Here is a 25,041-nt window from a genome sequence, read left to right on the forward strand (position 1 = left end):
CAAGCTCCCTCGGCATAAGCGATTACTGGAGTTTGGCTTTCACGGCCTCCAGGCCAGGTTTACCGTCAATGGTGGTCACGCCAGCGAGCCAGGTATCGAGCACTTGTGGATTCTTTTTCAGCCAGGCCTTGGCGGCCGCGTCAGGCTTCATCTTGTCGTCGAGGATGTTGCCCATCAGTTCGCTTTCCATGTCGACGGTGAACTCCAGGTTCTTCAGCAACTGACCGACGTTGCTGCACTCCGCGGCGTAACCCTTGCGGGTGTTGGTCGCCACGGTTGCAGCACCGAAATCGGGGCCGAAGAAATCGTCGCCACCGGTCAGGTATTGAATCTTGAAGCGCTTGTTCATCGGGTGCGGCGCCCAGCCGAGGAAGACCACCGCGGTGTCGCGTTTTTGCGCGCGATCAACCTGCGAGAGCATGCCCGCTTCCGACGATTCGACGACTTTGAAACCGGCGGTCTTCAGGCCGAAGGCGTCCTTGTCGATCATGCTCTGGATCAGACGGTTACCGTCGTTGCCAGGCTCGATGCCATAGATCTTGCCGTCGAGCTCTTTCTTGAATTTGGCGATGTCGGCGAAGTCATGCAGACCTTTGTCATACAGGGCTTGCGGCACGGCGAGGGTGTACTTGGCGCCCTTGAGGTTGGTGCGCACGGTTTCCACGGTGCCGGCGTCGCGGTAGGCCTTGATGTCGTTTTCCATGGTCGGCATCCAGTTGCCGAGGAACACGTCCATGTTCTTGCCGTCGGCCAGCGACTTGTAGGTCACGGGCACGGAGATCATGGTGGTCTTGGTCTTGTAACCGAGGGCGTTGAGGACGACGGAGGTGGTTGCGGTGGTGGCGGTGATGTCGGTCCAGCCGACATCGGAGAAGTTAACGGTACTGCACTGCGCCGGTTCTGCAGCTTGCGCCAGTAACGGCAGACTCAGCATGGCGGCCAACAACAACGACGGGGAACCTTTCATGGATGGACTCCTTGGTGTTTTTTTTGGCAGTGTTCCGACTGTGGACCACCGCACTTATAGGTTGCGGTTGGATGGCGTTCTGGAGACAGCTCTACCACGGCGCCTTGCAATCGAGTCACAACGATCATGTACCAGTGAAAATCTGACGCCTACAGGGGGGGTCGTATCCAGTACAGGGATGGTCGTATCTAGTGTCGGTGACGTCGTTTACAGCTTTTTTCAGCCCCCGATGGCCATCTGAACCGCATAAAAACGGCGAAAAACCGGGGCGAAAACGGCGCGGCGCTGGTGGACATGAGTGCGTCGGTGTCAGACGCCGTGCGCTCCGACAAAAGCCTGATGATGCGGGCATTCCGGCGGATCGCAGCTTGAGCGTAGCAGCTCCGCCAGCGGGCGCTTTTGCGTCCCGGACCGGCACCCTCAGGAGCTCTGCAGCAATGGCTATCAGCGTTTTCGACCTGTTCAAAATCGGCATCGGCCCGTCCAGTTCCCACACCGTCGGGCCGATGCGCGCGGCGGCGTTGTTCGTCGAGTCGTTAAGGAGCCAGCATCAACTGGAACAGGTGCGGCGAATCGAAGTGCAGCTGTTCGGTTCGCTGTCAGCCACGGGCATTGGTCACGGCAGCGACAACGCGGTGATCATGGGGCTGATGGGCGAATGGCCGGACGCAATCGACCCGGCGCAGATCGGCCCACGCATTCAGGCGCTGCGCGAAACGCACACCCTTCTTTTGGACGGTCGTTTATCGGTGCCGTTTGTCTGGGCACGGGACATGCGTCTGATCGATGAAAACCTGCCATTCCATCCCAATGCGATGACGATTGTTGCCGAGGGCGAGCACGGCGAGTTGCATCGCGACACCTACTATTCGGTGGGTGGCGGTTTTGTCGTGGATGAAGCGCAGGCGTCCAGCGGTGTCGTCGATCTGGATCGCACTGAGCTGCCGTACGATTTTTCCAGCGCGGTCGAGCTGCTGGAGCTTTGTAAAAAGAACAACCTGCGCGTCGCCGAACTGATGCTGGCCAACGAAAAGGTCTGGCGCAGTGAAGAAGAGATCCGCGCCGGCCTTATGAAACTGTGGCGGGCGATGCAGGATTGCGTCGAACAGGGGCTGAAACACGAAGGCATCCTGCCCGGTGGTTTGAATGTACGGCGGCGTGCAGCGAAGTTGCATCGCAGTCTTCAGGAATTGGGCAAGCCCAATGTGATTGGCTCGACGCTCAGCGCGATGGAGTGGGTCAACCTGTTCGCCCTGGCGGTTAATGAAGAGAACGCGGCGGGCGGGCGCATGGTCACGGCGCCGACCAATGGCGCGGCGGGGATCATCCCGGCGGTGTTGCACTACTTTATGAAGTTCAGTGAAGCGGTGACAGACGCCAACGTGGTCGACTATTTCCTCGGTGCGGCGGCGGTGGGGATTCTGTGCAAGAAGAATGCTTCCATCTCCGGTGCCGAAGTCGGCTGTCAGGGCGAGGTCGGTTCGGCCTGCGCGATGGCAGCGGCGGGGCTGGCGGAGATTCTTGGCGCTACGCCGGAGCAGTTGTGCAACGCGGCGGAAATTGGCCTGGAGCATAACCTTGGGCTGACTTGCGATCCGGTCGGTGGCCTGGTGCAAGTGCCGTGCATCGAGCGCAACGCGATTGCGGCGGTGAAGGCGATCAACGCGGCGCAGATGGCGCTGCGTGGCGATGGTCAGCACTTTATTTCGCTGGACCGGGTGATCCGCACCATGCGTGATACGGGTGCCGACATGCATGACAAATATAAAGAGACTTCGCGCGGTGGGTTGGCGGTCAGCGCGGTGGAGTGCTGATACCGAGTTGCCCTGTGGCGAGGGGGCTTGCCCCCGTTCGGCTGCGCAGCAGTCGTAAGATTTAAGGGCCGCTTCGCACCTCAACGGGGGCAAGCCCCCTCGCCACACCAGACCAGTCAAAATTGCTCATCAAGTGAACACGCGCGATCAATCACGCCACCTTTTAGCGCGTCGCAAACAGATAAGAGTCTTTCCCACCTGTTACATGCATTCAGCACCCGCTACCGTCCGTCACCCGTGCCTGCGGTGACACTCCCCACAAACTGCGCGCAGGCCAGTTCCCACAAGTGCTACCGATTTGCTCACAGACGTCGGGGCAGGGCTTTCACCGTCGCTGATGGCACTTCGAAATACCTTTCGTCGGACGTCTCGTATAGACACGTCGCGACGTCGTTTTCAGGAGTTATTGAACGGCCATCCAATTTTAGGCATGGCAATTGCTCTGTCATAACAAAGCCCGTCTCCCACTCGAGAACGCTGGCAATAACAAGAGCCTCCGCCTGAGGCCATCACCCGCTTTGTGTGAGGAGATACCGCGATGACGTCGTTCAACTCCGGGGCCCAACCCCAGAACCGTGCGCCTCAATCCATCGGCTTTCTGCTGCTGGACAATTTCACGCTGATTTCTCTGGCCTCCGCAGTAGAACCTCTACGCATGGCCAACCAATTGTCCGGTCGCGAGCTGTATCGCTGGAGCACCCTCACCGTCGATGGCGGCCAGGTGTGGGCCAGTGACGGTCTGCAAATCACTCCCGACGCTTCCATGCACAAAGCGCCACCGCTGGACACCGTGATTGTCTGCGGCGGTATCGGCATTCAACGCACCGTTACCCGTGAACACGTCTCCTGGCTGCAAAGCCAGGCGCGTCAGTCCAAGCGCCTCGGCGCCGTGTGCACCGGCAGTTGGGCGCTGGCCTGCGCCGGCCTGCTCGACGGTTTCGATTGCAGCGTGCACTGGGAATGTCTGGCGGCGATGCAGGAAGCTTTCCCGCGCGTGGCCATGAGCACTCGCTTGTTCACCCTCGACCGTAACCGTTTCACCAGCTCCGGCGGCACCGCGCCGCTGGACATGATGCTGCACCTGATCAGCCGCGATCACGGTCGTGAACTGTCTGCCGCGATCTCGGAGATGTTTGTCTACGAACGCATCCGCAACGAGCAGGATCATCAGCGCGTGCCACTCAAGCACATGCTTGGCACCAACCAGCCGAAACTGCAGGAAATCGTCGCGCTGATGGAAGCCAATCTGGAAGAGCCGATCGATCTGGACGAACTGGCGGTGTATGTCGCTGTGTCGCGTCGACAGCTGGAGCGGTTGTTCCAGAAATACCTGCATTGCTCGCCATCGCGTTATTACTTGAAGCTGCGCCTGATCCGCGCCCGGCAGTTGCTCAAGCAAACGCCGATGTCGATCATCGAAGTGGCGTCGGTGTGTGGTTTCGTCTCGACGCCGCACTTCTCCAAGTGCTACCGCGAGTACTTCGGCATTCCACCGCGTGACGAGCGCGTAGGCTCCAACACCACCCAGCAAGTGGCGATGCTGCCGCTGCCGCAGGCAATCGTGATGTCGCCGCTGTCGGGGCCGATGTCGGCGTTGAGTCAGGCGCGCAATGAGTCGACGTTTGCCAGCGTAAGGCTGTAAGGCAAAAGATCGCAGCCTGCGGCAGCTCCTACAGGGATATGCGTTCCAATGTAGGAGCTGCCGAAGGCTGCGATCTTTTGATCTGCTGTCAGGCGCTATGGCTTTGCTGATAGTCCGCCAATGCCGGCAGTAATTGTTTGTCGATCGCCTGCCGCACCGCCGGCTGGATACTGGCGCCGCTGGTGTACATGTCCTTGACCATCTTGCGCAGTTCAAACGCGCGAACATTATCCAGACCGCGCACCGCGCACTCGCAAGCCTGATCGGCGGTCGTGCCACTGGGCACTTGAATACCCAACGCCTTGAGTTGGCCCAACAAATCTTCCTGATCGATCAAATCGGCATACATCATGACGCGCATCCTTCTTCGGTAACGGAGGTCGTGGCTCGATTCTGGTAGCCACGCCGGGGCACGGCAAGGGCGTTTTGTCGCAGTGGCTGCGACGGCTATGAACAGGTCGTTTTCGGCTAACTCGCCGCTCAAGGGAGTGGGCACACTGAACTCAGCTTGCAACACGAAGGTTTGGTCACCCTCGCACGGCAGCTCCTCAACAGTAGCCTCTGCCCCGATCCTGTCACGGCTTGCATCGGGGCTTTTTTTGCCTGCTTATAAAAGCAAAGATCGCAGCCTTCGGCAGCTCCTACAGGGAACGCATTCCAATGTAGGAGCTGCCGAAGGCTGCGATCTTTTTAAGGTCTAGCGTTGCAACACGAGAATCCGCGACAACAACTCATCCCGGTCGACATAGCAGCCCTGAAAATGCCGCCCTCCCGTAGCCGGGTCAAACGCATTACGCGCATGCAATGTGCGGCGGTTATCAAAGCACCACAACTCACCGGGGTTGAGCCGTTGCATCAGCCGAAACCGTGGCTCGCGGGTCATCGCAATAAAGCGTCGATAAGCCCGATACAACCGTGGCATTTGCTCCACTGACGTATCGAACGCGCCGCGCAGAAAGTTCGCCATGCGAATTTCCGCCACGCGTCCCAGAGCATCCAGAGCGATGATCGGCGCCAGACAGCGATAGTCGCTATGACGATCCTTGTTGCGAAACTCCACGGGTATTTCACACAGCGCCTGAAACGACGCCGGGTCTTCACTGCGCAACGCATCGGCAATCGCGAAACCGTCGACAAAAATGCTTTCGCCGCCCTCGGCGTCATTCACCAGGCAATGCAGAAATTGCAGCCCCGGTTGCAGCTCACGGGTCGGCAGATCGGTGTGCAACGGCAGGTTGAAAGCGGTGTAGGCATTGCTGTCGGCGTCGGCCTTGGATTGCACGTTGAACAGCACGCCGAAATTGCTCTCACGGATAAAGGAAATGCGTTGCGCGATGAGCTTCAGCGAACCGGGCTCGGTGGGCACACCGCGCACTTGCGTCAGGCCGATGTCGCGTACCGCAATCAGCCATTGCAGCAGCGCGGCGTTGTCGTTCATCAGTGCCGCGTATTCGAACACCGGCAACTGCATATCGCTGCGCCACAGATAAGGCTTGGGTTTGGCGGCCAAGCGTTCGGCGCGGGATTGCTCATCGTAGGCATGGGCGCGCAACCAGCCTGGATCGAATCGGCTGAGGTGGCCGTCCTGCCAGTCAATGCGCAGGCAGCCGTCGGTATCGATATGGGCGGCGGCAGGCTTGAGGTCCTCAGCGGCATCGACGCTCTCGAAAACCTGCTCGCGGGTGACGTTGTAGACGCACTGCGGACAGGGGCAGTTGTCCCGCAACCAGACATGGTGAAACGGGCTGATGCGCCCGTCAGCCCATTCAATGGCAACGCGATCCGCCAAGGTCTGCACGCCACCGAGCGCGCTGATCAACGGATAAGTACGGAAGTCGGCAACAGCGGCAGCGGTGTTCATGGCGGTTCCTTGTGATCGATGGATTTACCTTGCAGGTGGCAGCGCGATAACGCGGCCGGTGTAAGCGGGAGCGGGCAGGTCTTTCTGTTCGGCGACGATGCTTTGCAGGCGGCTCAAGGTGTCCGCGCTGAACGGTGCCGAGCGCGGGCCGGCGAGGTCAACGTGCAACAGCATCTGTTCGTTGCCGGCCAGTTCCTGCAGGTCACCGGCCTTGTGCAGGCTGTGATAGAGGTGCAGGCGTTTGCTGTCGTGACCGATGATTTGCGTGCGTACTTCCACCTCGGTATCGAGTTTCACTTCGTGCAGATAATTGAGGTGCAGTTCGAGGGTGAACAGCGAGTTGCCGCTGGCTTCGCGGTTGTTGCTGTCCATGCCGAGGCGGTCCATCAGGGCGTCGGTGGCGTAGCTGAAAATCAGCAGGTAGAAGGCGTCGCGCAGGTGGCCGTTGTAGTCGACCCAGTCGGGGATGATTGTGGTTTGGTAGGTGGTGAGAGTGGGCATGATTGGGTTCCGGCAGTGGGCGGGTCGTTAAGATCAAGAGCTAACCCCTCACCCCAGCCCTCTCCCCCAAGGGGGAGAGGGGGAAAGGGAGCAGATCTTCAAGCGTTTCAAGTCCTGAGTTCGGCTCGATGGTGCAAGTCGGCGTAGCTCGCAAAAACACCACGGTCAGTTCCCTCTCCCCCCGGGAGAGGGCTAGGGTGAGGGCAGCGATTTCATGCCAACCCCATCACTCGCTGAAACTCATCCCATGCTTCTCCTTGGTAGTCTTCACCGCCTCCAGCACCGCCAGCAAGCAATCATCACGATAGCGCTCCAGCGCCGAAATGCTGTGGCGGCCAAGCTGGTCACTGGTGCCATCGACCACATCATCAATCAACTTGTCAGTCAGTTCCGGCGCCGGCAGATACGTCCACGGCAACTGCAACGCCGGGCCGAATTGCGACATGAAGTGGCGCATGCCGGCATCACCGCCGGCCAGGGTGTAAGTCAGGAACGTACCCATAAACGACCAGCGCAACCCGGCGCCAAAACGGATCGCATCATCGATCTCGCCAGTGGTCGCTACGCCGTCATTGACCAGGTGCAGCGCCTCACGCCACAGCGCTTCAAGCAAGCGGTCGGCGATAAACCCTGGCACTTCCTTGCGCACATGCAACGGACGCATGCCGAGGGATTCGTAGACTTTCATCGCTGCTTGTACGGCTTCGGGCGCGGTGTTCTTGCCACCCACAACTTCCACCAGCGGCAGTAAATAAACCGGGTTGAACGGGTGGCCGACCACGCAGCGTTCCGGGTGCGTCGAACTCTCGTAGAACTCGCTCGGCAGCAAGCCCGATGTACTCGAACCGATCAACGCATCGGGCTTGGCCGCGGCGCTGATTTTGCTGTGCAGATCGAGCTTCAATTCGAGACGTTCCGGGGCGCTTTCCTGAATGAAATCGGCATCGCGAACGCACTCCTCGATGGTCGCGACAAAGCGCAGACGATCCTGTGAAGCACCCGGCGCCAGACCGTTTTTCTCCAGCGCACCCCAGGCATTGGCCACGCGTTTGCGCAGCGCCGCTTCGGCGCCCGGTGCCGGGTCCCAAGCCACCACGTCGAGGCCATGGGCGAGGGCGCGAGCGACCCAACCGCTGCCAATGACACCGCTGCCCAGCGCGGCGAAGGTTTTGATTTCGGTGATAAAGCTCATAGGGATTTTCCCGAGTGAGGTGATCCCTGTAGGAGCTGCCGAAGGCTGCGATCTTTTGATCTTGACCTTGAAAAACAAAATCAAAAGATCGCAGCCTTCGGCAGCTCCTACAGGTGAAATTTGGGGGGCAGTTAGAGCCCCGTTTTTTGAGCTGAGGGTTAGCCGCGCTGGGTCAGGCCCATTTTCTTGCGGCCCTCGGCCGGGGTCAGTACGCGGGCGCCGAGGCGGCTGAGGATTTCGGTGGCGCGTTCGACCAATTGGCCGTTGGTCGCCAGCACACCCTTGTCCAGCCACAGGTTGTCCTCCAGCCCGACCCGCACGTTGCCGCCGAGCAGCACCGCTTGCGCCGCCATCGGCATCTGCATCCGGCCAATGCCAAACCCGGCCCACACCGCATCGGCGGGCAGGTTGTCGACCATGGCTTTCATGGTGGTGGTATCCGCCGGGGCGCCCCACGGGATGCCCAGACACAGCTGGAACAACGGGTTGTCGAGCAAACCTTCCTTGATCATCTGCTTGGCAAACCACAGATGACCGGTGTCGAAAATCTCCAGCTCAGCCTTCACGCCCAGCTCGGTGATGCGCTTAGCGCCGGCCCGCAGTTGCGCCGGAGTGGAGACATAAATGGTGTCGCCATCACCGAAGTTCAGCGTGCCGCAATCGAGAGTGCAGATTTCTGGCAGCAACTCTTCGACGTGGGCGAGACGGGTCAGCGGGCCGACCAGATCGGTGTTCGGACCGAACTCCATCGGGTTCTCGCCGGCGCCGATTTCCAGGTCGCCGCCCATGCCGGCAGTGAGGTTGACGATGATGTCGACGTCGGCCTCGCGGATGCGCTCCATCACTTCGCGGTACAGCGCCACGTCACGGCTGAACTTGCCGGTCTGCGGATCGCGCACATGGCAATGCACAACGGTGGCGCCGGCCTTGGCTGCTTCAACGGCGGCGGCAGCGATTTGCTTCGGGGTGACCGGCACGTGCGGGCTCTTGGCGGTCGTGTCGCCAGCACCGGTGAGTGCGCAGGTGATGATGACGTCGTGGTTCATAGTGCGGTTTCCTTCAGGCGTGATGGGTCTGTCCGCAGCCCTGTTCGGGGCTGCGAAGCTTCGGACAGTCGCCTCTCCCATCCGGGAGAGGGGCTTTTCAATAGAGGGTTATTTGCTGGTCAGCTGGAGGTTTTCAGCGGCCGGTTTGCCATCGAACGTGGTCACACCCTCAAGCCAGCGCTGCTTGTCTTCGGGGTGATCCTTGAGCCATTGCTTGGCCGATTCGAAGGCGTCCTTGTGGTCGAGCAGCGGCTGCATCATCCGGCTCTCGTCCTCGGCGGTGAACGTCAGGTTGGTCAGCAGGCGACCAATGTTCGGGCACTGCTCAGCGTATTTCGGCGCGGTGACGGTCCACACGGTGGCCATGCCTTCGTTCGGACCAAGGGCATCGTCGCTGCCGGTTAGATAAGTCATCTTGACGTTGACGTTCATCGGGTGCGGTGCCCAGCCGAAGAACACCACGGCCTCTTTGCGGCGCACAGCGCGGTCGACGGCGGCGAGCATGCCGGCCTCGCTCGACTCGACCAGTTGGAACTTGCCGAGGCCGAACTGGTTCTTGGCGATCATCGCCTTGATCTGCGTGTTGGCGCCCGAGCCTGGCTCGATGCCGTAGATCTTGCCGCCCAGCTCTTTTTCAAACTTGGCGATGTCGGCGAAGGTTTTCAGGCCCTTGTCCGCCAGATAAGTCGGCACCGCGAGGGTCGCGCGGGCGTCTTTCAGGCTTGGCGCTTCGAGGACTTTGACTTGGTTGGCGTCGACGAACGGGGTGATGGTCTGGGTCATCAGCGGGTTCCAGTAACCGAGGAACAGGTCCAGGCGCTGATCGCGGATCCCGGCGAAGATAATCTGCTGGGACGCGCTGGTTTGTTTGGTGTTGTAGCCGAGGCCGTCGAGCAGGACCTGGGTCATGGCACTGGTGGCGATCACGTCGGTCCAGTTGACCACGCCCATGCGCACGTTCTGGCATGAGGCGGGTTCGGCCGCCATGACGCTGGCGCTGAAGAAAGCGGTACCGCTGAGTGCAAGAACACAGCTGCTGATCAGTCGTTTCATGTCGGGTTCCTCGGCAGGTCGTTTATTGTGGTTCCCGGCGTCTGACGCGCCGGTGATGCCAAGTTACGCAGCTATACGCCCATGAAAGCGCACTGCGGCGACTGGCATTTGCACTGTAGCGACCTGCGCTCTTGAATGCTGAAGACAACTGGCGTATCAACATCCCACGCTACCCGCCAACCGAGTGCGCACATGTCCCAGGATTTCTACTTCTTGCTGATGCCGGGGTTCTCCGCCATCGGCTTTATTTCCGCGATCGAACCGCTACGCGTGGCCAACCGCTTTCGTGGCGAGCTGTACCGCTGGCATGTGTTGAGCGCTGATGGCGGGGCGGTGTTGGCGAGCAACGGCATGTCGGTCAACGCCGACGCGGCACTGGAGCCGTTGAAGAAAGGCGCGACGCTGCTGGTGGTGGCCGGGTTTGAACCGCTGAAGTTCGCCACGCCCACCCTTGAACACTGGTTGCGGCGGCTGGATAACGAAGGCGTGACCCTCGGTGCCATCGACACCGGCAGCTTTGTCCTCGCTGAAGCGGGCCTGCTCGATGGCCATCGCCTGACCCTGCACTGGGAAGCCATCGACGCATTCAAGGAATATTATCCACAGCTCAGCGTGACCCAAGAGCTGTTCGAGATCGACCGTCGGCGCATCACCTCGGCGGGCGGCACCGCGTCCATCGATTTGATGCTCGATCTGATCGCCCAGGCCCATGGACCGCAACTGGCGATTCAGGTCAGCGAGCAGTTTGTGCTGGGGCGTATTCGTCCGCGCAAAGATCACCAGCGCATGGAAGTCGCCACGCGTTACGGCATCAATAACAAGAAACTGGTGCAGGTGATTGGCGAGATGGAGCAGCACAGCGAACCGCCGCTGACCACGCTGCAACTGGCGGAATCGATCAAAGTGACGCGACGGCAACTGGAGCGCTTGTTTCGGCTGCACTTGAACGATACACCGAGCAACTTCTACCTGCGTCTGCGCCTGGAAAAGGCCCGGCAACTGCTGCGCCAAACCGACATGAGCGTGCTCGAAGTGAGCATCGCCTGCGGGTTTGAATCACCGTCGTACTTCACCCGCAGCTACCGCGCAAAATTCGCCCGCTGCCCCCGCGAAGACCGCCGTACCGCGCAGGCCTGAAATCAAAAGATCGCAGCCTTCGGCAGCTCCTACAGGGAAATGCATTCCAATGTAGGAGCTGCCGAAGGCTGATCTTTTGATCTTGCTGTTGGTTACTTCTTCACCAACGCCGAACACGCCGCCTTATAAGCCTCATGCTGATACTTGTTCAGCGTCCCCGGCAGCTCGAAATTATGCTTCTTCGCCTGCGCATTGATCGTCTGCGGCGACAACAACGTCACCTCACACCCATCGAGCAACTGCAAAATCCCTTCAATCTTGAATGTCGTCGGCCCACCGGCAAACTCACCCTTCTTGCTGCGCTTCTTGATCGCAATCCGGTCAACCGAATTCTCCCGCACAAACGACGCCACCTGCGCCGCGAACAATTTCACGTTGGCCGCTTCGTCATCGTCTTCGAGGGCGATCTTCTTGGTGGCGAGGGGAATGTGGCTCAGGGTCGAACCGTCGAGAGCGGCCACGGCGATGATCGCTTCGCTGCCTTTGATTTCGATGCCGCAGATGTTCATGGGGAATTCCTTGAAGTGAAGAGGGCAGCTTACAGCTCAAGCTGATTGGCGGTGATCCCGAACGCCGACGCAATTTTCTCGCGTGTCGCTTTACGTGGCTTGGACACCGTTTCCTGTTGAGCAAACGCCGGTTGCGAAATACCCATGCGTTTGGCGACTTCTTCCTGAGTCAGGTTGAGGTGTTCGCGCCAGGCACGGATCGGTGTTGCCCCATCGACCATCCGGCTGACCACCTCATGGGGAATCAGATCGGGCTGCATTTTTTGCGCAACGTACTGCGCGTAGGGAATGACGACGAAGGCGGGGTTGCCCTCGGCGTCGTTGATGATTTGGATATCTGTGGGTAACTTCATATTGGAAAAATATAAGTCTTTTATAAGATTTCAGAATCTTTGCTTATATTTCTCCCAAGGCCAATCAACAAGAATTGACGGCATGTTACGAGTGGTCAGGATCACTCCTGCCCAATCGACTCCAAAAACTCCGACCGTTCATCACTCATCCGCGCTATGCAGTCATTCTGCGCAATTGTGAACGCCTTGCTCCCCGCCGTCGCCGGGAACGCTTCCACCGCGCAATCGGCATCCCGCGTCTTCAGCCACTGCTGCTGGGCGGTTTTGAGTTTGGCGGTGATATCCGCCAGTTGCGTCGCGTTTTTGCCGTACGCGGTCTGCATGCGTTCGGTCAGGCTGGCGTAGTTGTCCTTGAGCAGGTCTTCGGCGGTGGTGCGGCTGTAGGTCGAGCATTCCAGGGTCTGGACGTCGTTTTCCACCGCGTCGCACGGGTTGTTGTCGGACTCTTCGGCGGCGTGTACGCCGGTCGCAAGCAGTGCCAAAGCCAGGAAGATCGATTTCATTGTTGTCGCCGCTCTAATCCAGTGGTGTTTCCAAGATGCCGGAGATTCTGGCTCAAGCTTGCGGGCTTGAACAGGTAGCTGATCGGGGCGTCTGGCGACCCTTTGTCGCGGATTGACGCTTTCGGCAATTCCCCTGTCGTTTTTGCACCCGGTCGCCCCTGCACCGAGGCATATGCTGGCCCCAAAGCGCCGGCAGACGATTCGGCGCATGAATCGCCAATAAGGGGACGCCTGATGAGCCCAGCCGAATTACACGCCGACAGCATCGTTATCGACGGTCTGATCATTGCCAAATGGAACCGCGAGCTGTTCGAAGACATGCGCAAGGGCGGTCTGACGGCAGCCAACTGCACTGTGTCGGTGTGGGAAGGCTTTCAGGCGACCGTGAACAACATCGCTGCCAGCCAGAAGCTGATCCGCGAAAACAGCGACCTGGTGATGCCAGTGCGCACCACTGCCGACATCCGTCGCGCCAAGGAACAAGGCAAGACCGGCATCCTCTTCGGCTTCCAGAATGCTCACGCGTTTGAAGACCAGATCGGCTATGTCGAGGTGTTCAAGCAGCTCGGCGTCGGCATCGTGCAGATGTGCTACAACACCCAGAATCTGGTCGGTACCGGTTGCTACGAGCGTGATGGCGGCCTGTCGGGTTTCGGTCGCGAAATCGTTGCCGAGATGAACCGCGTCGGCGTCATGTGCGACCTGTCCCACGTCGGTTCCAAGACCTCGGAAGAAGTCATCCTCGAATCGAAAAAACCGGTCTGCTATTCCCACTGCCTGCCGTCGGGTCTCAAAGAGCACCCGCGCAACAAGTCCGATGAAGAGCTGAAGTTCATTGCCGACCACGGCGGTTTTGTCGGCGTGACCATGTTTGCGCCGTTCCTCGCCAAGGGCATCGATTCGACCATCGACGACTACGCCGAAGCGATCGAATACGTGATGAACATTGTCGGCGAAGACGCCATCGGCATCGGCACCGACTTCACCCAGGGTCACGGCCAGGACTTCTTCGAATACCTGACCCACGACAAGGGCTACGCCCGCCGTCTGACCAGCTTCGGCAAGATCATCAATCCGCTGGGCATCCGCACCGTCGGCGAGTTCCCGAACCTGACTGAAACCCTGCTCAAGCGCGGCCACTCCGAGCGCGTTGTGCGCAAGATCATGGGCGAAAACTGGGTCAACGTCCTGAAAGACGTCTGGGGCGAGTAACGCTGACTCAAGACCGCCGCCGATCTGCCCCCTCTCCTGTGGGAGAGGGCTGGGGTGAGGGCAGCGGTCACCACTGAATCCACTATTTTTCTGGAGTTAAGTTTCCATGGCCAAGATCGCCCCGCAATTGCCAATCGAAGTCGACAGCGAGACCGGTGTCTGGACCTCCGACGCCCTGCCGATGCTCTACGTGCCACGGCATTTCTTCGTCAACAACCACATGGGCATCGAGGAAGTTTTGGGCGCTGATGCCTACGCCGAAATCCTCTACAAGGCCGGCTACAAATCTGCTTGGCACTGGTGCGAGAAAGAAGCTGAATGCCACGGCCTGGAAGGCGTCGCGGTGTTCGAGCACTACATGAAGCGTCTGTCGCAACGCGGCTGGGGCCTGTTCAAGATCCAGGACATCGACCTCGACAAAGGCACCGCCAGCGTCAAGCTCGAACACTCGGCATTCGTCTACGTCTACGGCAAGGTCGGGCGCAAGGTCGACTACATGTTCACCGGTTGGTTTGCCGGGGCCATGGATCAGATTCTTGAAGCACGCGGCAGCAAGATTCGCACCGTCGCCGAGCAAGTCTACGGTGGCTCCGAAGAAGGCCACGACGACGGCCTGTTCACCGTCAAGCCGTTGTAAGTCGAGGAACCCGCCATGGCTTTCGAAGCAATGTTCCAGCCGATCCAGATCGGCAAACTGACCATCCGCAACCGCGTGCTCAGCACCGCGCACGCTGAGGTCTACGCGACGGACGGTGGCATGACCACCGACCGCTACGTCAAGTATTACGAAGAGAAAGCCAAGGGCGGCATCGGCCTGGCGATCTGTGGCGGCTCCTCCGTGGTCGCCATCGACAGCCCGCAGGAATGGTGGAGCTCGGTCAACCTGTCGACCGACCGGATCATTCCGCATTTCCAGAATCTGGCCGACGCCATGCACAAGCATGGCGCCAAGATCATGATTCAGATTACCCACATGGGCCGCCGCTCGCGCTGGGACGGCTTCAACTGGCCGACGCTGATGTCGCCGTCGGGCATTCGTGAACCGGTACACCGCGCCACTTGCAAAACCATCGAGCCGGAAGAAATCTGGCGGGTGATCGGCAACTACGCCCAGGCCGCGCGCCGGGCCAAGGCCGGTGGTCTCGACGGCGTTGAGCTGTCGGCGGTGCACCAGCACATGATCGACCAGTTCTGGAGCCCGCGCGTCAACAAGCGTACCGACGAATGGGGTGGCAGCTTCGAAGGCCGGATGAAGTTCGGTCTGGAAGTCTTGAAAGCCGTGCGCGCCGAGGTCGGTGATGACTTCTGCGTGGGCATGCGTCTGTGCGGTGACGAGTTCCACCCGGACGGTTTGTCCCACGAAGACATGAAGCAGATCGCCAAGTATTACGACGACACCGGCATGCTCGACTTCATCGGCGTCGTCGGCTCGGGCTGTGACACCCACAACACCCTGGCCAACGTGATTCCGAACATGAGTTATCCACCGGAGCCGTTCCTGCATCTGGCCGCCGGGATCAAGGAAGTGGTCAAGGTGCCGGTGCTGCACGCACAGAACATCAAGGATCCGAACCAGGCCACGCGCATCCTTGAAGGCGGTTACGTCGACATGGTCGGCATGACCCGCGCGCACATTGCCGACCCGCACCTGATCGCCAAGATCAAGATGGGCCAGATCGACCAGATTAAACAGTGCGTCGGCGCCAACTATTGCATCGACCGCCAGTATCAAGGCCTCGACGTGTTGTGCATCCAGAATGCTGCAACGTCCCGTGAATACATGGGCGTGCCGCACATCATCGAGAAATCCACCGGGCCGAAACGCAAGGTGGTCATCGTCGGTGCCGGCCCTGCCGGGATGGAAGCGGCACGGGTTGCTGCCGAGCGTGGCCACGACGTGACCCTGTTCGAGAAGAAGGAATTCATCGGCGGCCAGATCACCACCGCATCGAAAGCGCCGCAGCGTGACCAGATCGCCGGTATTACCCGTTGGTTCCAACTGGAACTGGCGCGGCTGAAAGTCGATTTGCGCCTGGGCACGGCAGCTGATGCCGAGACCATCATGGACTTGCGTCCGGACGTGGTGGTACTGGCGGTCGGCGGGCATCCGTATCTGGAGCAGAACGAGCACTGGGGCGCTGCCGAAGGGCTGGTGGTCAGCAGTTGGGACGTGCTCGACGGCAAGGTTGCGCCGGGCAAGAACGTGCTGGTCTACGACACCATTTGCGAGTTCACCGGGATGTCGGTCGCCGACTTCCTCGCCGACAAGGGCAGCCAGGTCGAGATCGTCACCGACGACATCAAACCGGGCGTGGCCATCGGCGGTACGTCGTTCCCGACCTACTACCGCAGCATGTACCCGAAAGAAGTGATCATGACCGGCGACATGATGCTGGAAAAGGTCTACCGCGAAGGCGACAAACTGGTCGCGGTACTGGAGAACGAATACACCGGCGCGAAAGAGGAGCGGGTGGTCGATCAGGTGGTGGTGGAAAACGGCGTGCGTCCGGATGAGGAAATCTACTACGCGCTCAAAGAGGGTTCGCGCAACAAGGGCCAGATCGACGTCGAAGCGTTGTTCGCGATCCAGCCGCAACCTTCGCTGAGCGAGGCGGGCGACGGCTACTTGCTGTTCCGCATCGGCGACTGCGTGGCGCAGCGCAACACCCACGCCGCCATCTACGACGCGCTCAGACTGTGTAAAGACTTTTAAAGGTTTGCACACAACCCTGTGGGAGCGAGCTTGCTCGCGAAAGCGGTGGATCAGTCGACATCGATGTTGAATGTCAGTCCGCCTTCGCGAGCAAGTTCGCTCCCACAGTGACCGAGTAAGGCAACTCGACCTGCAAGACCCTGCGGTCTTTGGGAGCTTCACCATGTTGAACACCCTTCTTCCAATCCTGTTGTTCGCAGCTATCGGCCTTGGTGTCCTCGGCGCGTTGCGGCGGGTAGCGATGTGGCGTCGGGGCCGGGCCTCGAAGGTCGATCTGATCGGCGGCCTGTTGGCCATGCCCAAGCGCTACATGGTCGATTTGCACCATGTGGTGGCGCGGGACAAATACATCGCCAACACCCACGTGGCCACGGCCGGCGGTGCAGTGGCGTCGATTGTGCTGGCGCTGCTGGTGCACGGTTTCGGCCTGCATAACCGCATCCTCGGTTACGCCTTGCTGCTGATGACGGCAGTGATGTTCGTCGGCGCGATCTTCGTTTACCTGCGTCGGCGCAACCCGCCGGCGCGGCTGTCGAAAGGCCCGTGGATGCGCCTGCCGAAAAGCCTGCTGGCGTTCTCGGCGTCGTTCTTCCTGCTGACCTTGCCGGTGGCCGGAATCCTCCCGGAGAACTTCGGCGGCTGGGTGCTCGCGGTCATCCTCGGAATTGGTGTGCTGTGGGGCGTGTCGGAACTGTTCTTCGGCATGACCTGGGGCGGGCCGATGAAACACGCCTTCGCCGGTGCGTTGCACTTGGCTTGGCATCGTCGCGCTGAACGTTTTGGCGGCGGTCGTTCCACCGGCCTTAAACCGCTGGATCTCAATGATCCCTCAGCGCCGTTAGGTGTGGAAAAACCCAAGGATTTCACTTGGAACCAGTTGCTCGGTTTCGACGCCTGCGTGCAGTGCGGCAAGTGCGAAGCCGCCTGCCCGGCCTTCGCCGCCGGCCAGCCGCTGAACCCGAAAAAACTGATTCAGGACATGGTCGTCGGCCTCGCTGGCGGTACCGATGCCAAGTTCGCCGGCAGCCCGTATCCGGGCAAACCTGTAGGCGAACATAGCGGTAATCCACATCAACCGATCGTCAACGGCTTGGTCGACGCCGAAACCCTGTGGTCGTGCACCACTTGCCGCGCCTGCGTCGAGGAATGCCCGATGATGATCGAGCACGTCGACGCCATCGTCGACATGCGCCGTCACCTGACCCTGGAAAAAGGCGCGACGCCGAACAAGGGCGCCGAAGTCCTCGAAAATCTGATTGCCACCGACAACCCTGGCGGTTTCGCCCCGGGCGGGCGGATGAACTGGGCGGCGGATCTGAACCTCAATCTGCTCAGCGAAAAGAAATCCACCGACGTGCTGTTCTGGGTCGGCGACGGCGCCTTCGACATGCGCAACCAGCGCACCTTGCGCGCCTTCGTCAAAGTGCTGAAAGCGGCGAAAATCGACTTTGCCGTGCTCGGCCTCGAAGAGCGTGACAGCGGCGACGTCGCCCGGCGTCTCGGCGATGAAGCGACTTTCCAGTTGCTCGCCAAGCGCAACATCCAGACCCTGGCCAAATACAGCTTCAACCGCATCGTCACCTGCGATCCGCACAGCTTCCATGTGCTGAAAAACGAGTACGGCGCGTTCGACGGCAACTATCTGGTGCAGCACCACAGCACCTACATGGCAGAAATCATCCAGGCCGGTGCGCTGAATCTCGGCCAGCACAAAGGCAACAGCGTGACCTATCACGATCCGTGCTACCTCGGCCGCTACAACGGCGAGTATGAAGCGCCGCGTGAAGTGCTGCGTGCGCTCGGCATCGAAGTCAAAGAAATGCAACGTTCCGGCTTCCGCTCGCGCTGCTGCGGCGGTGGTGGCGGGGCGCCGATCACCGACATTCCGGGTAAGCAGCGGATTCCTGATATGCGCATGGACGACATCCGCGAAACCGGCGCCGAACTGGTGGCGGTGGGTTGTCCACAGTGCACAGCAATGCTCGAAGGCGTGGTCGAACCGCGGCCGCTGATCAAGGACATCGCCGAACTGGTGGCCGACGCGCTGCTCGAAGACGCCGCGCCGAACAAGCCTGCCACCCCGGCCAAACGTGAACCTGCGGAGGCCCACTGATGAGCGACATTATCCGCCGCGACCCACGCGCCGAATGGATTGCGCGTAACCGCCTGCATCCGCTGCACGCGGCCATGCAACCGGCGCAACACAGCTGGATGGGCCCCAACGGCATCATCCGCAAGAATCTGCACGGCATCGGTTTTATCGGCCCGAACGGCATCAAGCGTATCGACCGCAGCGGCGCGCAACAGGGCGGCGCGGTCAAACGTTCGGCTGCTGTGGAAGTGCAATTGCCGCTGCATCAAGTGCCGGCTCCGGCGTTCTACATCACAGTGGTGCCCGACATGGTCGGCGGCCGCTTGAGCAGTCACGACCGTGATTTGCTTGGCCTCGCCCATCAACTCGCCGGTCAGGACGGTGCGGTGTTGGCGGTGGTCTTTGGCGAACACAAGGAAAACGCTTTCGCGACCGCTGGCGTCGATCGCTTGCTGGTGCTCGAAGGTGAAGCATTCAGTGGTTATGCACCGGAGCAACGGGTGCAAGGTTTGCGCGCTGTGGATAACCAGTTCAACCCGCGTCACTGGCTGCTACCGGACAGCCGCAGCGGTGGTGGTGAGCTCGGTCGGCGCTTTGCCGCTGCACTGGGCGAGCGCCCGGCGACTCGGGTCTGGCAGGTCAAGGATCAGGAGTGCATTGGCCGTGCGGGCGCCGGGCTGCAAGACCTTGCCCGTCCCGTCGCACGGTTGATTCTGGCTGCGGCCGAATGCGCCGAGCCGGTCAGCGAAACCCGACATGAAGCCTTGCATGTGGAGTTATCCACAAGTGTCGCGCGCAGCCTGTCGCGGATCGAAGATCTCGGTGCTGTGGCGGTCGACCCGGCAGCGATTCCGATGGCCGAAGCGGAGTTCATTTTCTCCGGCGGTAATGGCGTCAAGGACTGGGCGCTGTTCCACGAAACGGCGGCGGCGCTCGGTGCTACTGAAGGTGCGTCGCGGGTGGCGGTGGACGATGGCTTCATGGCCCGTGATCGGCAGGTTGGTGCGTCCGGTACCTGGGTCACCGCACGGGTCTATGTGGCTGTGGGTATCTCAGGCGCGATCCAGCATCTGCAAGGCATTGGCGCCTGCGACAAGGTCGTGGCGATCAACCTTGATCCAGGTTGCGACATGATCAAACGCGCCGACCTCTCGGTGATCGGAGAAAGCGCAGAGATTCTTCAAGCCTTGATCGCGGCGGTCGCGGCTTACCGCAACGAAGCCAAGCGCGATGCGGCTTAAGGAAACGCTATGAACACGAAAGTTATCAGTCTGGTTTCCATCGGCGCCCACCCGACTTCCGGGCGGCCACGCCGTGCTGATCAGGACGCGCGCGCCGTTGAACTGGGCCTGCAACTGGCTGGGGATAACCTGCAAGTGCTGCATGCCGGCGACATTGCGGAACCGGCGTTGCGCGCCTATCTGGGTATGGGTCTTGAGCAGATGCACGTGCTGGAACAACCTGCTGGTGCCGATGCGCTACCAGCGCTGACCGCGTATCTGCGCGATGCCGGTGCGCAAGTGGTGCTGACTGGCAGCCAGGCAGAAACCGGCGAAGGTTCGGGGATGCTGCCGTTCTTGTTGGCGGAAGGTCTGGGTTGGCCGTTGGTGGTCGGGCTGGCGCAGGTCGAGTCGATCAATGACGGTTCGGCGTTGGTGCTGCAGGCTTTGCCGCGTGGGCAGCGTCGGCGCTTGAAGGTGAAACTGCCGTTTCTGGCGACTGTGGATAACGCTGCGCCGAAGCCTCGGCAGAGTGCCTATGGCCCGGCGCGACGCGGGGTGTTGGAGGCCGATGACGTAGAGGTTGTCGACGATGAACTCCTCGCTGTCGCCACCCTGCAGCCGGCCAAACCAAGGCCCAAACGCCTGAAAGTGATCAAGGCCAAAAGCGGTGCCGACCGGATGAAAGCGGCTACCGCCAAAGCCAGTGGTGGCGGTGGACAAGTGCTCAAAGGCGTTACCCCGCAGGCTGGCGCCGAAGCCATCCTCAAGTTGCTGATTGAAGAAGGCGTGGTCCGCTGACACCCAACCAATCCCCCTGTGGGAGCGGGTTTGCTCGCGAATGCATCGGATCAGTCAGCAATGATGTTGGCGGATACGGCGCTTTCGCGAGCAAGTATTTGGTCGACAACTGTCATTTGTTGACATGAAAAACATTGCGCTTCTGTTTGCAGCTGTTTTCAAGCACAGGTTAGAAAAGCCACTCACCACACAGGGAGTCAAGTGAATGACCGTTAAATTTCGACCTGCCCGGCGCACGGATGCGCGCGCTATTGCGCGTTTGTTTCAGATCTCCTCAGAGGGCGCCTCGGATTACATCTGGAGCCAGTTGGCGGAGCCGGGCGAGGCATTGCTTGATGTCGGTGAGCGGCGATATGCCCGCGATGATGTGGACTTTTCCTGGCAGAACTGCCTGATCGCTGAGGCCGAAGGCTGCGTGGTCGGCATGATGCACAGCTACGTCATGCGCGAAGATCCAGACCCGGCACCGCCCACCGATCCTGTGCTGGCGCCTTACGCCGATATGGAGGTGGCGGATACGCTGTACATCTCCAGCCTGGCGCTGCACGAAGGCTGGCGCAATCAAGGATTGGGCGTGCAGTTCCTCCAACATGCCCAGGCGCGCGCCGATCAACTCACACTCAAAGGGCTGAGCCTGATCGACTACGCCGCCAATACCGGTGCACGGCGATTTTATGAGCGACATGGCTTTGGCATCGTCAAAACCTGTCAGGTGGTACCGCATCCGATGATTCGGGTGACGGGTGAGGCCTATCTCATGCACCGAGCATGAAGCCGGTTATCCACTGACGAGGGGTTACACACAATCCCTGTTGGTCAATCTGTGGATAACGTGTTTGCCCTTCACTGCAAGTCACGTCAGCCGTGGCTTGCAGGCCGCAGATCAAAAAACAGCCAGCCTAAGTTGCGGTTTTTACGGGATTTTCCCGCGGGATAACTTCCTGAGTTACCCCCGATCTCTGTTGGCGCTTCTGTGGATAAGATGTTCGCTGTCCGCTGATAGCCATGCAAAACGTGGCTTTCAAAGGTTTGATCAATAACTGATCAATTTGCACTTTTAACCGGATGAATCTTCCGAAACCCCCGATTTTTCGCAGTCTTCAGCACTTTTCCACAGCAGATGCAAAGTTACCCCCGATCTCTGTTGGCGCTTCTGTGGATAAGGTGTTTGCCATCCGCTGAAGGCCACGATCTAAGTACCTTTCAGCCTGTTGATCAAAAAATGATCATTGCCTTTCGAAAACCGTGCTTCTGGATAAGTCACGGTTTTTCTTTGCAAATCAGTGAGATATTTTTTGAGTCATCCACAGTTGTCCCCATTAGCTGTGGGTGGGTGTGTGGATAACTTGTTTGCGGAAGGCTGGGAGGCTTGGTGGGTATGGGGTGTGGGGGGATTGGTCAGAATTTGTGCAATCAAGGTTCAGGGATGTGGTGAATGTGAAATAGCTATCGCGAGCAGGCTCACTCCTACAGGGGAACGCATTCCAAATGTAGGAGTGAGCCTGCTCGCGATGCTTTTTATCCTTGGACAGGCACACCTTTAAGGTAAGGCGCAGGCTCTGCGCCGAGATTGTTCAGCAAGCGCTCGCTGTACCAATCGACAAAGTTGACCACGCCAAACTCATAAGTCTTCGAGTAAGGACCAGGCTGATATGCCGTCGAGTTGATCCCGCGCTGATTCTCTTCCGCCAGTCGGCGATCCTGATCATTGGTCGCATCCCACACCTGACGCATGCGATCAACATCGTAATCGATGCCCTCAACCGCATCCTTGTGCACGATCCACTTGGTGGTGACCATGGTTTCCTGGGCGCTGATCGGCCACACGGTGAAGACGATGATGTGGTCGCCCATGCAGTGGTTCCACGAGTGCGGCAGGTGCAGGATACGCATCGAGCCGAGGTCCGGGTTCTTGATCCGGCCCATCAGTTTCGCGCAGCCCTGTTTGCCGTCGAGGGTCATCGACACGGTGCCCTTGAGCAGCGGCATGCGCACGATGCGGTTACGCAGGCCGAAACTGGCGTGGGCGTAGGGGATCTTTTCGGCTTCCCAGGCAGCGGCGGAGGCGGCGACGTGATCCTTGAACGCCTGATCGGCGCGCGGATCGGTCACGTCGTCCCATTCCAGCAGGGTTTTCAGCAGTTCCGGGTGCGACGCGTTGCAGTGGTAGCACTCGCGGTTGTTTTCCAGCACCAGTTTCCAGTTGGCCTTTTCCATCAAGGTGGTGGTAATCGCCACCTTGGTGTTCTCCATGTCGTACGGTTCCATGTAATGGTTCAGCGTCGCCAGGAAGTCATCAATGGCCGGCGGGTTCTCGGCCAGGCTGATGAAGATGTAGCCGCCGGCGGTCTTCACGTTCACCGGTTTCAGGCCGTACTGCTTCATGTCGAAGTCGGCGCCCATTTCGGTGCCGGCGAACAGCAGACGCCCGTCCAGCTCGTACGTCCACTGGTGGTAATGGCAGACCAGTTTGGCAACCTTGCCTTTTTCGCTGGTGCACAGACGCGAGCCACGATGGCGGCAGACGTTGTGGAACGCATGCACTACGCCCTCGGCGCCACGGATGACGATGATCGGGTTCTTGCCGATCTGCAGGGTCAGGTAGTTGCCCTTGGCCGGGATCTCGCAGGTCATGCCAGCGATCAACCACTCTTTCTGGAAGATCTCCTGCATGTCGATATCGAACAGCCGCTCATCGCTATAGAACGGTTGCGGTAGCGAAAAGGTGCGCTCGCGCTCCTGGAGCATTTGTGCGGTGGCCTTGCGTGCGGGTTCCAGCGGATCGCCCAGGCTGATTTTTGCGGTGACGTCCATCGATGTGATCCTCATGGCCATCTGCGTGGCCGGCGAAAAGTGGCTGATCAGGTGTGCTGCTAACGGTTGCTACGCAAGGTGTAAAGAAGCTGTCTTGGTGTTGGGGCGAGTGTGGGGCCGGCGCAGGGCGGAACCTTATCCATGGGCGACATGGTGCAATCTGTTCCCGACGCGCAACCCCCGGTGGTTGGGGGCTGGTCGCGATAAGTATGCCGATGTCGCGGATAGGTAAACGGGCGGTTCGCGCTATACGCAGAATCGCCGACATGAGGCCGACAGTCGGCCGTGGAGAACAGCATGTCCAACAGCTTCCTGAATCCGGTCACCACCCAGACCTGGGCCAATGGCCGACACATCGTCCGTTGCGTCAAAGTCATCCAGGAAACCTGGGACGTGCGCACCTTCTGCTTTATGGCCGACCAGCCGATCCTGTTCTTCTTCAAGCCCGGGCAATTCGTCACCCTGGAGCTGGAAATCGAAGGCCAGCCGATCATGCGTTCGTACACGATCTCCAGCTCGCCGTCGGTGCCGTACAGTTTTTCGGTGACGATCAAACGCGTACCGGGGGGCAAGGTCTCGAACTGGTTGCACGACACGCTGCATGAAGGGCAGGAGTTGGCGGTGCACGGGCCGGTCGGGCTGTTCAATGCCATCGACTTTCCGAGCCCGAAAGTGCTGTATCTGAGCGGCGGCGTGGGGATCACGCCGTGCATGTCGATGGCGCGCTGGTTCTACGACACCAACGCCAACGTCGACATGACCTTTATCCACAGCGCGCGCTCGCCGAAAGACATCATTTACCACCGCGAGCTGGAGCACATGGCGTCGCGGATCGACAACTTCAGCCTGCACCTGATTTGCGAGAAGCATGGCTTGGGTGAACCGTGGGCCGGGTATCGCGGCTACCTGAATCACAAGATGCTTGAGCTGATGGTGCCGGACTTCCTTGAGCGCGAAGTGTTCTGCTGCGGCCCGACGCCGTACATGAACGCGGTCAAGCGCCTGCTGGAAGTGGCCGGTTACGACATGTCGCGTTATCACGAGGAGTCGTTTGGTGCGACGCCACCGGAGGCGCGTGCCGATGCGGTGGAGCAGGCCGAGCAGGCTGCGGATGCGCCGGAAATCGATGCGGCGGATCTGCATCAGGTCGAATTCACTTCGTCCGGCAAAAGCATTCGTGTGGCACCGGGCGAGACCGTGCACGCGGCGGCGGCCAAGCTTGGCTTGATGATTCCGAAGGCGTGCGGGATGGGGATTTGCGGGACGTGCAAGGTGCTCAAGCTGGGCGGCGAGGTGGAGATGGAGCACAACGGCGGGATCACCGAGGACGACGAGGCGGAAGGGTTTATCTTGTCGTGCTGCAGTGTGCCGAAGGGGGATGTGCGAATCGATTTTTGAGTGGGGCGAATTTTTGCGTACGGCTTGCCCCTCACCCCAGCCCTCTCCCAGAGGGAGAGGGGGCCGACCGAGGTGTCTTGAGGGATCCATCGACCTGAAAGATCGAGTCGACTATGGATTCGGCAAAGCAGTTTCACGTCGGCGTACTCTCAAATATCCCCCCAATCAGTCCCTTCTCTCTTTTGGAGAGGGACTGACCGAGTTGTTCTCACG

At 59.9% G+C, this 25,041-nt stretch carries 22 protein-coding genes; 11 read left to right on the forward strand and 11 right to left on the reverse strand.

Going from position 1 to position 25,041, the window contains the following annotated elements; all coding sequences use genetic code 11:
• Positions 1-22 precede the first annotated feature (22 nt).
• Positions 23-967 (reverse strand): choline ABC transporter substrate-binding protein, encoded by a 945-nt coding sequence (locus ACW9IR_RS15705; RefSeq protein ID WP_064119194.1) that lies wholly within the window; start codon positions 965-967, stop codon positions 23-25.
• Positions 968-1,404: 437 nt separating this feature from the next.
• Between ACW9IR_RS15705 and ACW9IR_RS15710 the strand changes: the two genes are divergently transcribed.
• The gene (locus tag ACW9IR_RS15710) at positions 1,405-2,781 is read left to right on the forward strand and encodes an L-serine ammonia-lyase (protein WP_457464076.1); all 1,377 of its coding nucleotides are present in this window, start codon (positions 1,405-1,407) and stop codon (positions 2,779-2,781) included.
• Between the two features lie 538 nt (positions 2,782-3,319).
• Complete coding sequence (gbdR, locus tag ACW9IR_RS15715) at positions 3,320-4,423, forward strand: choline metabolism transcriptional regulator GbdR (protein ID WP_007949927.1); 1,104 nt, start codon at positions 3,320-3,322, stop codon at positions 4,421-4,423.
• 88 nt (positions 4,424-4,511) lie between these two features.
• On the opposite strand, the gene ACW9IR_RS15720 is transcribed toward gbdR, so the two are convergent.
• From ACW9IR_RS15720 to ACW9IR_RS15745, 6 genes are all read right to left on the reverse strand, one after another.
• Complete coding sequence (locus tag ACW9IR_RS15720; protein ID WP_016983943.1) at positions 4,512-4,775, reverse strand: hypothetical protein; 264 nt, start codon at positions 4,773-4,775, stop codon at positions 4,512-4,514.
• Between the two features lie 345 nt (positions 4,776-5,120).
• On the reverse strand, positions 5,121-6,284 hold the full coding sequence (locus tag ACW9IR_RS15725) for a gamma-butyrobetaine dioxygenase (protein WP_110721294.1): 1,164 nt from the start codon (positions 6,282-6,284) through the stop codon (positions 5,121-5,123).
• A 24-nt stretch (positions 6,285-6,308) separates the two neighbouring features.
• On the reverse strand, positions 6,309-6,785 hold the full coding sequence (locus tag ACW9IR_RS15730) for a thioesterase family protein (protein WP_457464079.1): 477 nt from the start codon (positions 6,783-6,785) through the stop codon (positions 6,309-6,311).
• Positions 6,786-7,011: 226 nt separating this feature from the next.
• A complete protein-coding gene (locus ACW9IR_RS15735; RefSeq protein WP_414870659.1) occupies positions 7,012-7,977 on the reverse strand; it encodes an L-carnitine dehydrogenase in 966 nt (321 codons plus the stop codon).
• Between the two features lie 158 nt (positions 7,978-8,135).
• Positions 8,136-9,023 carry a BKACE family enzyme gene (locus ACW9IR_RS15740; RefSeq protein ID WP_016983621.1) on the reverse strand — a complete coding sequence of 296 codons (888 nt, stop codon included), beginning with the start codon at positions 9,021-9,023 and terminating at the stop codon, positions 8,136-8,138.
• A gap of 108 nt (positions 9,024-9,131) precedes the next feature.
• Entirely contained in the window at positions 9,132-10,076 is a 945-nt protein-coding gene (locus tag ACW9IR_RS15745) for a choline ABC transporter substrate-binding protein (RefSeq protein ID WP_223027357.1), read from the reverse strand.
• A 192-nt stretch (positions 10,077-10,268) separates the two neighbouring features.
• Here ACW9IR_RS15745 and ACW9IR_RS15750 point away from each other — a divergent pair, with 192 nt between their 5' ends.
• Positions 10,269-11,213: a GlxA family transcriptional regulator gene (locus ACW9IR_RS15750; protein ID WP_457464082.1), complete on the forward strand. Its 945-nt coding sequence runs from the start codon at positions 10,269-10,271 to the stop codon at positions 11,211-11,213.
• Between the two features lie 92 nt (positions 11,214-11,305).
• On the opposite strand, the gene ACW9IR_RS15755 is transcribed toward ACW9IR_RS15750, so the two are convergent.
• The 3 genes from ACW9IR_RS15755 to ACW9IR_RS15765 form a co-directional block, all read right to left on the reverse strand.
• Complete coding sequence (locus ACW9IR_RS15755) at positions 11,306-11,722, reverse strand: DUF3010 family protein (RefSeq protein WP_095050256.1); 417 nt, start codon at positions 11,720-11,722, stop codon at positions 11,306-11,308.
• Between the two features lie 29 nt (positions 11,723-11,751).
• Entirely contained in the window at positions 11,752-12,075 is a 324-nt protein-coding gene (locus ACW9IR_RS15760; protein WP_034153592.1) for a helix-turn-helix domain-containing protein, read from the reverse strand.
• Between the two features lie 101 nt (positions 12,076-12,176).
• Complete coding sequence (locus tag ACW9IR_RS15765) at positions 12,177-12,578, reverse strand: lysozyme inhibitor LprI family protein (protein WP_110721298.1); 402 nt, start codon at positions 12,576-12,578, stop codon at positions 12,177-12,179.
• Between the two features lie 234 nt (positions 12,579-12,812).
• Here ACW9IR_RS15765 and ACW9IR_RS15770 point away from each other — a divergent pair, with 234 nt between their 5' ends.
• From ACW9IR_RS15770 to ACW9IR_RS15800, 7 genes are all read left to right on the forward strand, one after another.
• The gene (locus tag ACW9IR_RS15770; RefSeq protein WP_007911246.1) at positions 12,813-13,790 is read left to right on the forward strand and encodes a dipeptidase; all 978 of its coding nucleotides are present in this window, start codon (positions 12,813-12,815) and stop codon (positions 13,788-13,790) included.
• A gap of 106 nt (positions 13,791-13,896) precedes the next feature.
• Positions 13,897-14,427, forward strand: coding sequence for a DUF5943 domain-containing protein (locus tag ACW9IR_RS15775; RefSeq protein ID WP_005792152.1), 531 nt, complete (start codon positions 13,897-13,899; stop codon positions 14,425-14,427).
• 15 nt (positions 14,428-14,442) lie between these two features.
• Positions 14,443-16,503, forward strand: coding sequence for a dimethylglycine demethylation protein DgcA (dgcA, locus tag ACW9IR_RS15780; RefSeq protein WP_038363159.1), 2,061 nt, complete (start codon positions 14,443-14,445; stop codon positions 16,501-16,503).
• Between the two features lie 163 nt (positions 16,504-16,666).
• Positions 16,667-18,616, forward strand: coding sequence for a dimethylglycine demethylation protein DgcB (gene dgcB, locus ACW9IR_RS15785; protein ID WP_457464086.1), 1,950 nt, complete (start codon positions 16,667-16,669; stop codon positions 18,614-18,616).
• Entirely contained in the window at positions 18,616-19,836 is a 1,221-nt protein-coding gene (gene etfA, locus ACW9IR_RS15790; RefSeq protein WP_457464088.1) for an electron transfer flavoprotein subunit alpha, read from the forward strand. Before dgcB ends, etfA begins: the two co-directional genes overlap by 1 nt.
• 9 nt (positions 19,837-19,845) lie before the next feature.
• The gene (gene etfB, locus ACW9IR_RS15795) at positions 19,846-20,616 is read left to right on the forward strand and encodes an electron transfer flavoprotein subunit beta (protein ID WP_150708232.1); all 771 of its coding nucleotides are present in this window, start codon (positions 19,846-19,848) and stop codon (positions 20,614-20,616) included.
• A 205-nt stretch (positions 20,617-20,821) separates the two neighbouring features.
• Positions 20,822-21,388, forward strand: a complete 567-nt coding sequence (locus tag ACW9IR_RS15800) for an N-acetyltransferase family protein (RefSeq protein ID WP_457464090.1) — start codon at positions 20,822-20,824, stop codon at positions 21,386-21,388.
• A 746-nt stretch (positions 21,389-22,134) separates the two neighbouring features.
• Here the strand turns inward: ACW9IR_RS15800 and gbcA are convergent.
• The gene (gbcA, locus tag ACW9IR_RS15805; protein WP_110720768.1) at positions 22,135-23,430 is read right to left on the reverse strand and encodes a glycine-betaine demethylase subunit GbcA; all 1,296 of its coding nucleotides are present in this window, start codon (positions 23,428-23,430) and stop codon (positions 22,135-22,137) included.
• 297 nt (positions 23,431-23,727) lie between these two features.
• On the opposite strand from gbcA, the gene gbcB reads away from it, so the two are divergent.
• Positions 23,728-24,828, forward strand: a complete 1,101-nt coding sequence (gene gbcB / locus ACW9IR_RS15810; protein WP_007911227.1) for a glycine-betaine demethylase subunit GbcB — start codon at positions 23,728-23,730, stop codon at positions 24,826-24,828.
• The last annotated feature ends 213 nt before the right edge of the window (positions 24,829-25,041 follow it).

It is taken from the genome of Pseudomonas sp. SDT291_1_S447, from assembly GCF_054070155.1.

Coding starts and splice junctions, on each gene's coding strand:
- ACW9IR_RS15740 (WP_016983621.1), bottom strand. CDS start 9,023: ATGAACCACGACGTCATCATCACCTGCGCACTCACCGGTGCTGGCGAC.
- dgcA (WP_038363159.1), top strand. CDS start 14,443: ATGGCTTTCGAAGCAATGTTCCAGCCGATCCAGATCGGCAAACTGACC.
- ACW9IR_RS15735 (WP_414870659.1), bottom strand. CDS start 7,977: ATGAGCTTTATCACCGAAATCAAAACCTTCGCCGCGCTGGGCAGCGGT.
- ACW9IR_RS15750 (WP_457464082.1), top strand. CDS start 10,269: ATGTCCCAGGATTTCTACTTCTTGCTGATGCCGGGGTTCTCCGCCATC.
- ACW9IR_RS15775 (WP_005792152.1), top strand. CDS start 13,897: ATGGCCAAGATCGCCCCGCAATTGCCAATCGAAGTCGACAGCGAGACC.
- ACW9IR_RS15760 (WP_034153592.1), bottom strand. CDS start 12,075: ATGAAGTTACCCACAGATATCCAAATCATCAACGACGCCGAGGGCAAC.
- gbcB (WP_007911227.1), top strand. CDS start 23,728: ATGTCCAACAGCTTCCTGAATCCGGTCACCACCCAGACCTGGGCCAAT.
- ACW9IR_RS15705 (WP_064119194.1), bottom strand. CDS start 967: ATGAAAGGTTCCCCGTCGTTGTTGTTGGCCGCCATGCTGAGTCTGCCG.
- ACW9IR_RS15725 (WP_110721294.1), bottom strand. CDS start 6,284: ATGAACACCGCTGCCGCTGTTGCCGACTTCCGTACTTATCCGTTGATC.
- gbcA (WP_110720768.1), bottom strand. CDS start 23,430: ATGGACGTCACCGCAAAAATCAGCCTGGGCGATCCGCTGGAACCCGCA.
- ACW9IR_RS15720 (WP_016983943.1), bottom strand. CDS start 4,775: ATGATGTATGCCGATTTGATCGATCAGGAAGATTTGTTGGGCCAACTC.
- ACW9IR_RS15800 (WP_457464090.1), top strand. CDS start 20,822: ATGACCGTTAAATTTCGACCTGCCCGGCGCACGGATGCGCGCGCTATT.
- ACW9IR_RS15770 (WP_007911246.1), top strand. CDS start 12,813: ATGAGCCCAGCCGAATTACACGCCGACAGCATCGTTATCGACGGTCTG.
- ACW9IR_RS15765 (WP_110721298.1), bottom strand. CDS start 12,578: ATGAAATCGATCTTCCTGGCTTTGGCACTGCTTGCGACCGGCGTACAC.
- ACW9IR_RS15755 (WP_095050256.1), bottom strand. CDS start 11,722: ATGAACATCTGCGGCATCGAAATCAAAGGCAGCGAAGCGATCATCGCC.
- ACW9IR_RS15710 (WP_457464076.1), top strand. CDS start 1,405: ATGGCTATCAGCGTTTTCGACCTGTTCAAAATCGGCATCGGCCCGTCC.
- ACW9IR_RS15730 (WP_457464079.1), bottom strand. CDS start 6,785: ATGCCCACTCTCACCACCTACCAAACCACAATCATCCCCGACTGGGTC.
- gbdR (WP_007949927.1), top strand. CDS start 3,320: ATGACGTCGTTCAACTCCGGGGCCCAACCCCAGAACCGTGCGCCTCAA.
- ACW9IR_RS15745 (WP_223027357.1), bottom strand. CDS start 10,076: ATGAAACGACTGATCAGCAGCTGTGTTCTTGCACTCAGCGGTACCGCT.
- etfA (WP_457464088.1), top strand. CDS start 18,616: ATGAGCGACATTATCCGCCGCGACCCACGCGCCGAATGGATTGCGCGT.
- etfB (WP_150708232.1), top strand. CDS start 19,846: ATGAACACGAAAGTTATCAGTCTGGTTTCCATCGGCGCCCACCCGACT.
- dgcB (WP_457464086.1), top strand. CDS start 16,667: ATGTTGAACACCCTTCTTCCAATCCTGTTGTTCGCAGCTATCGGCCTT.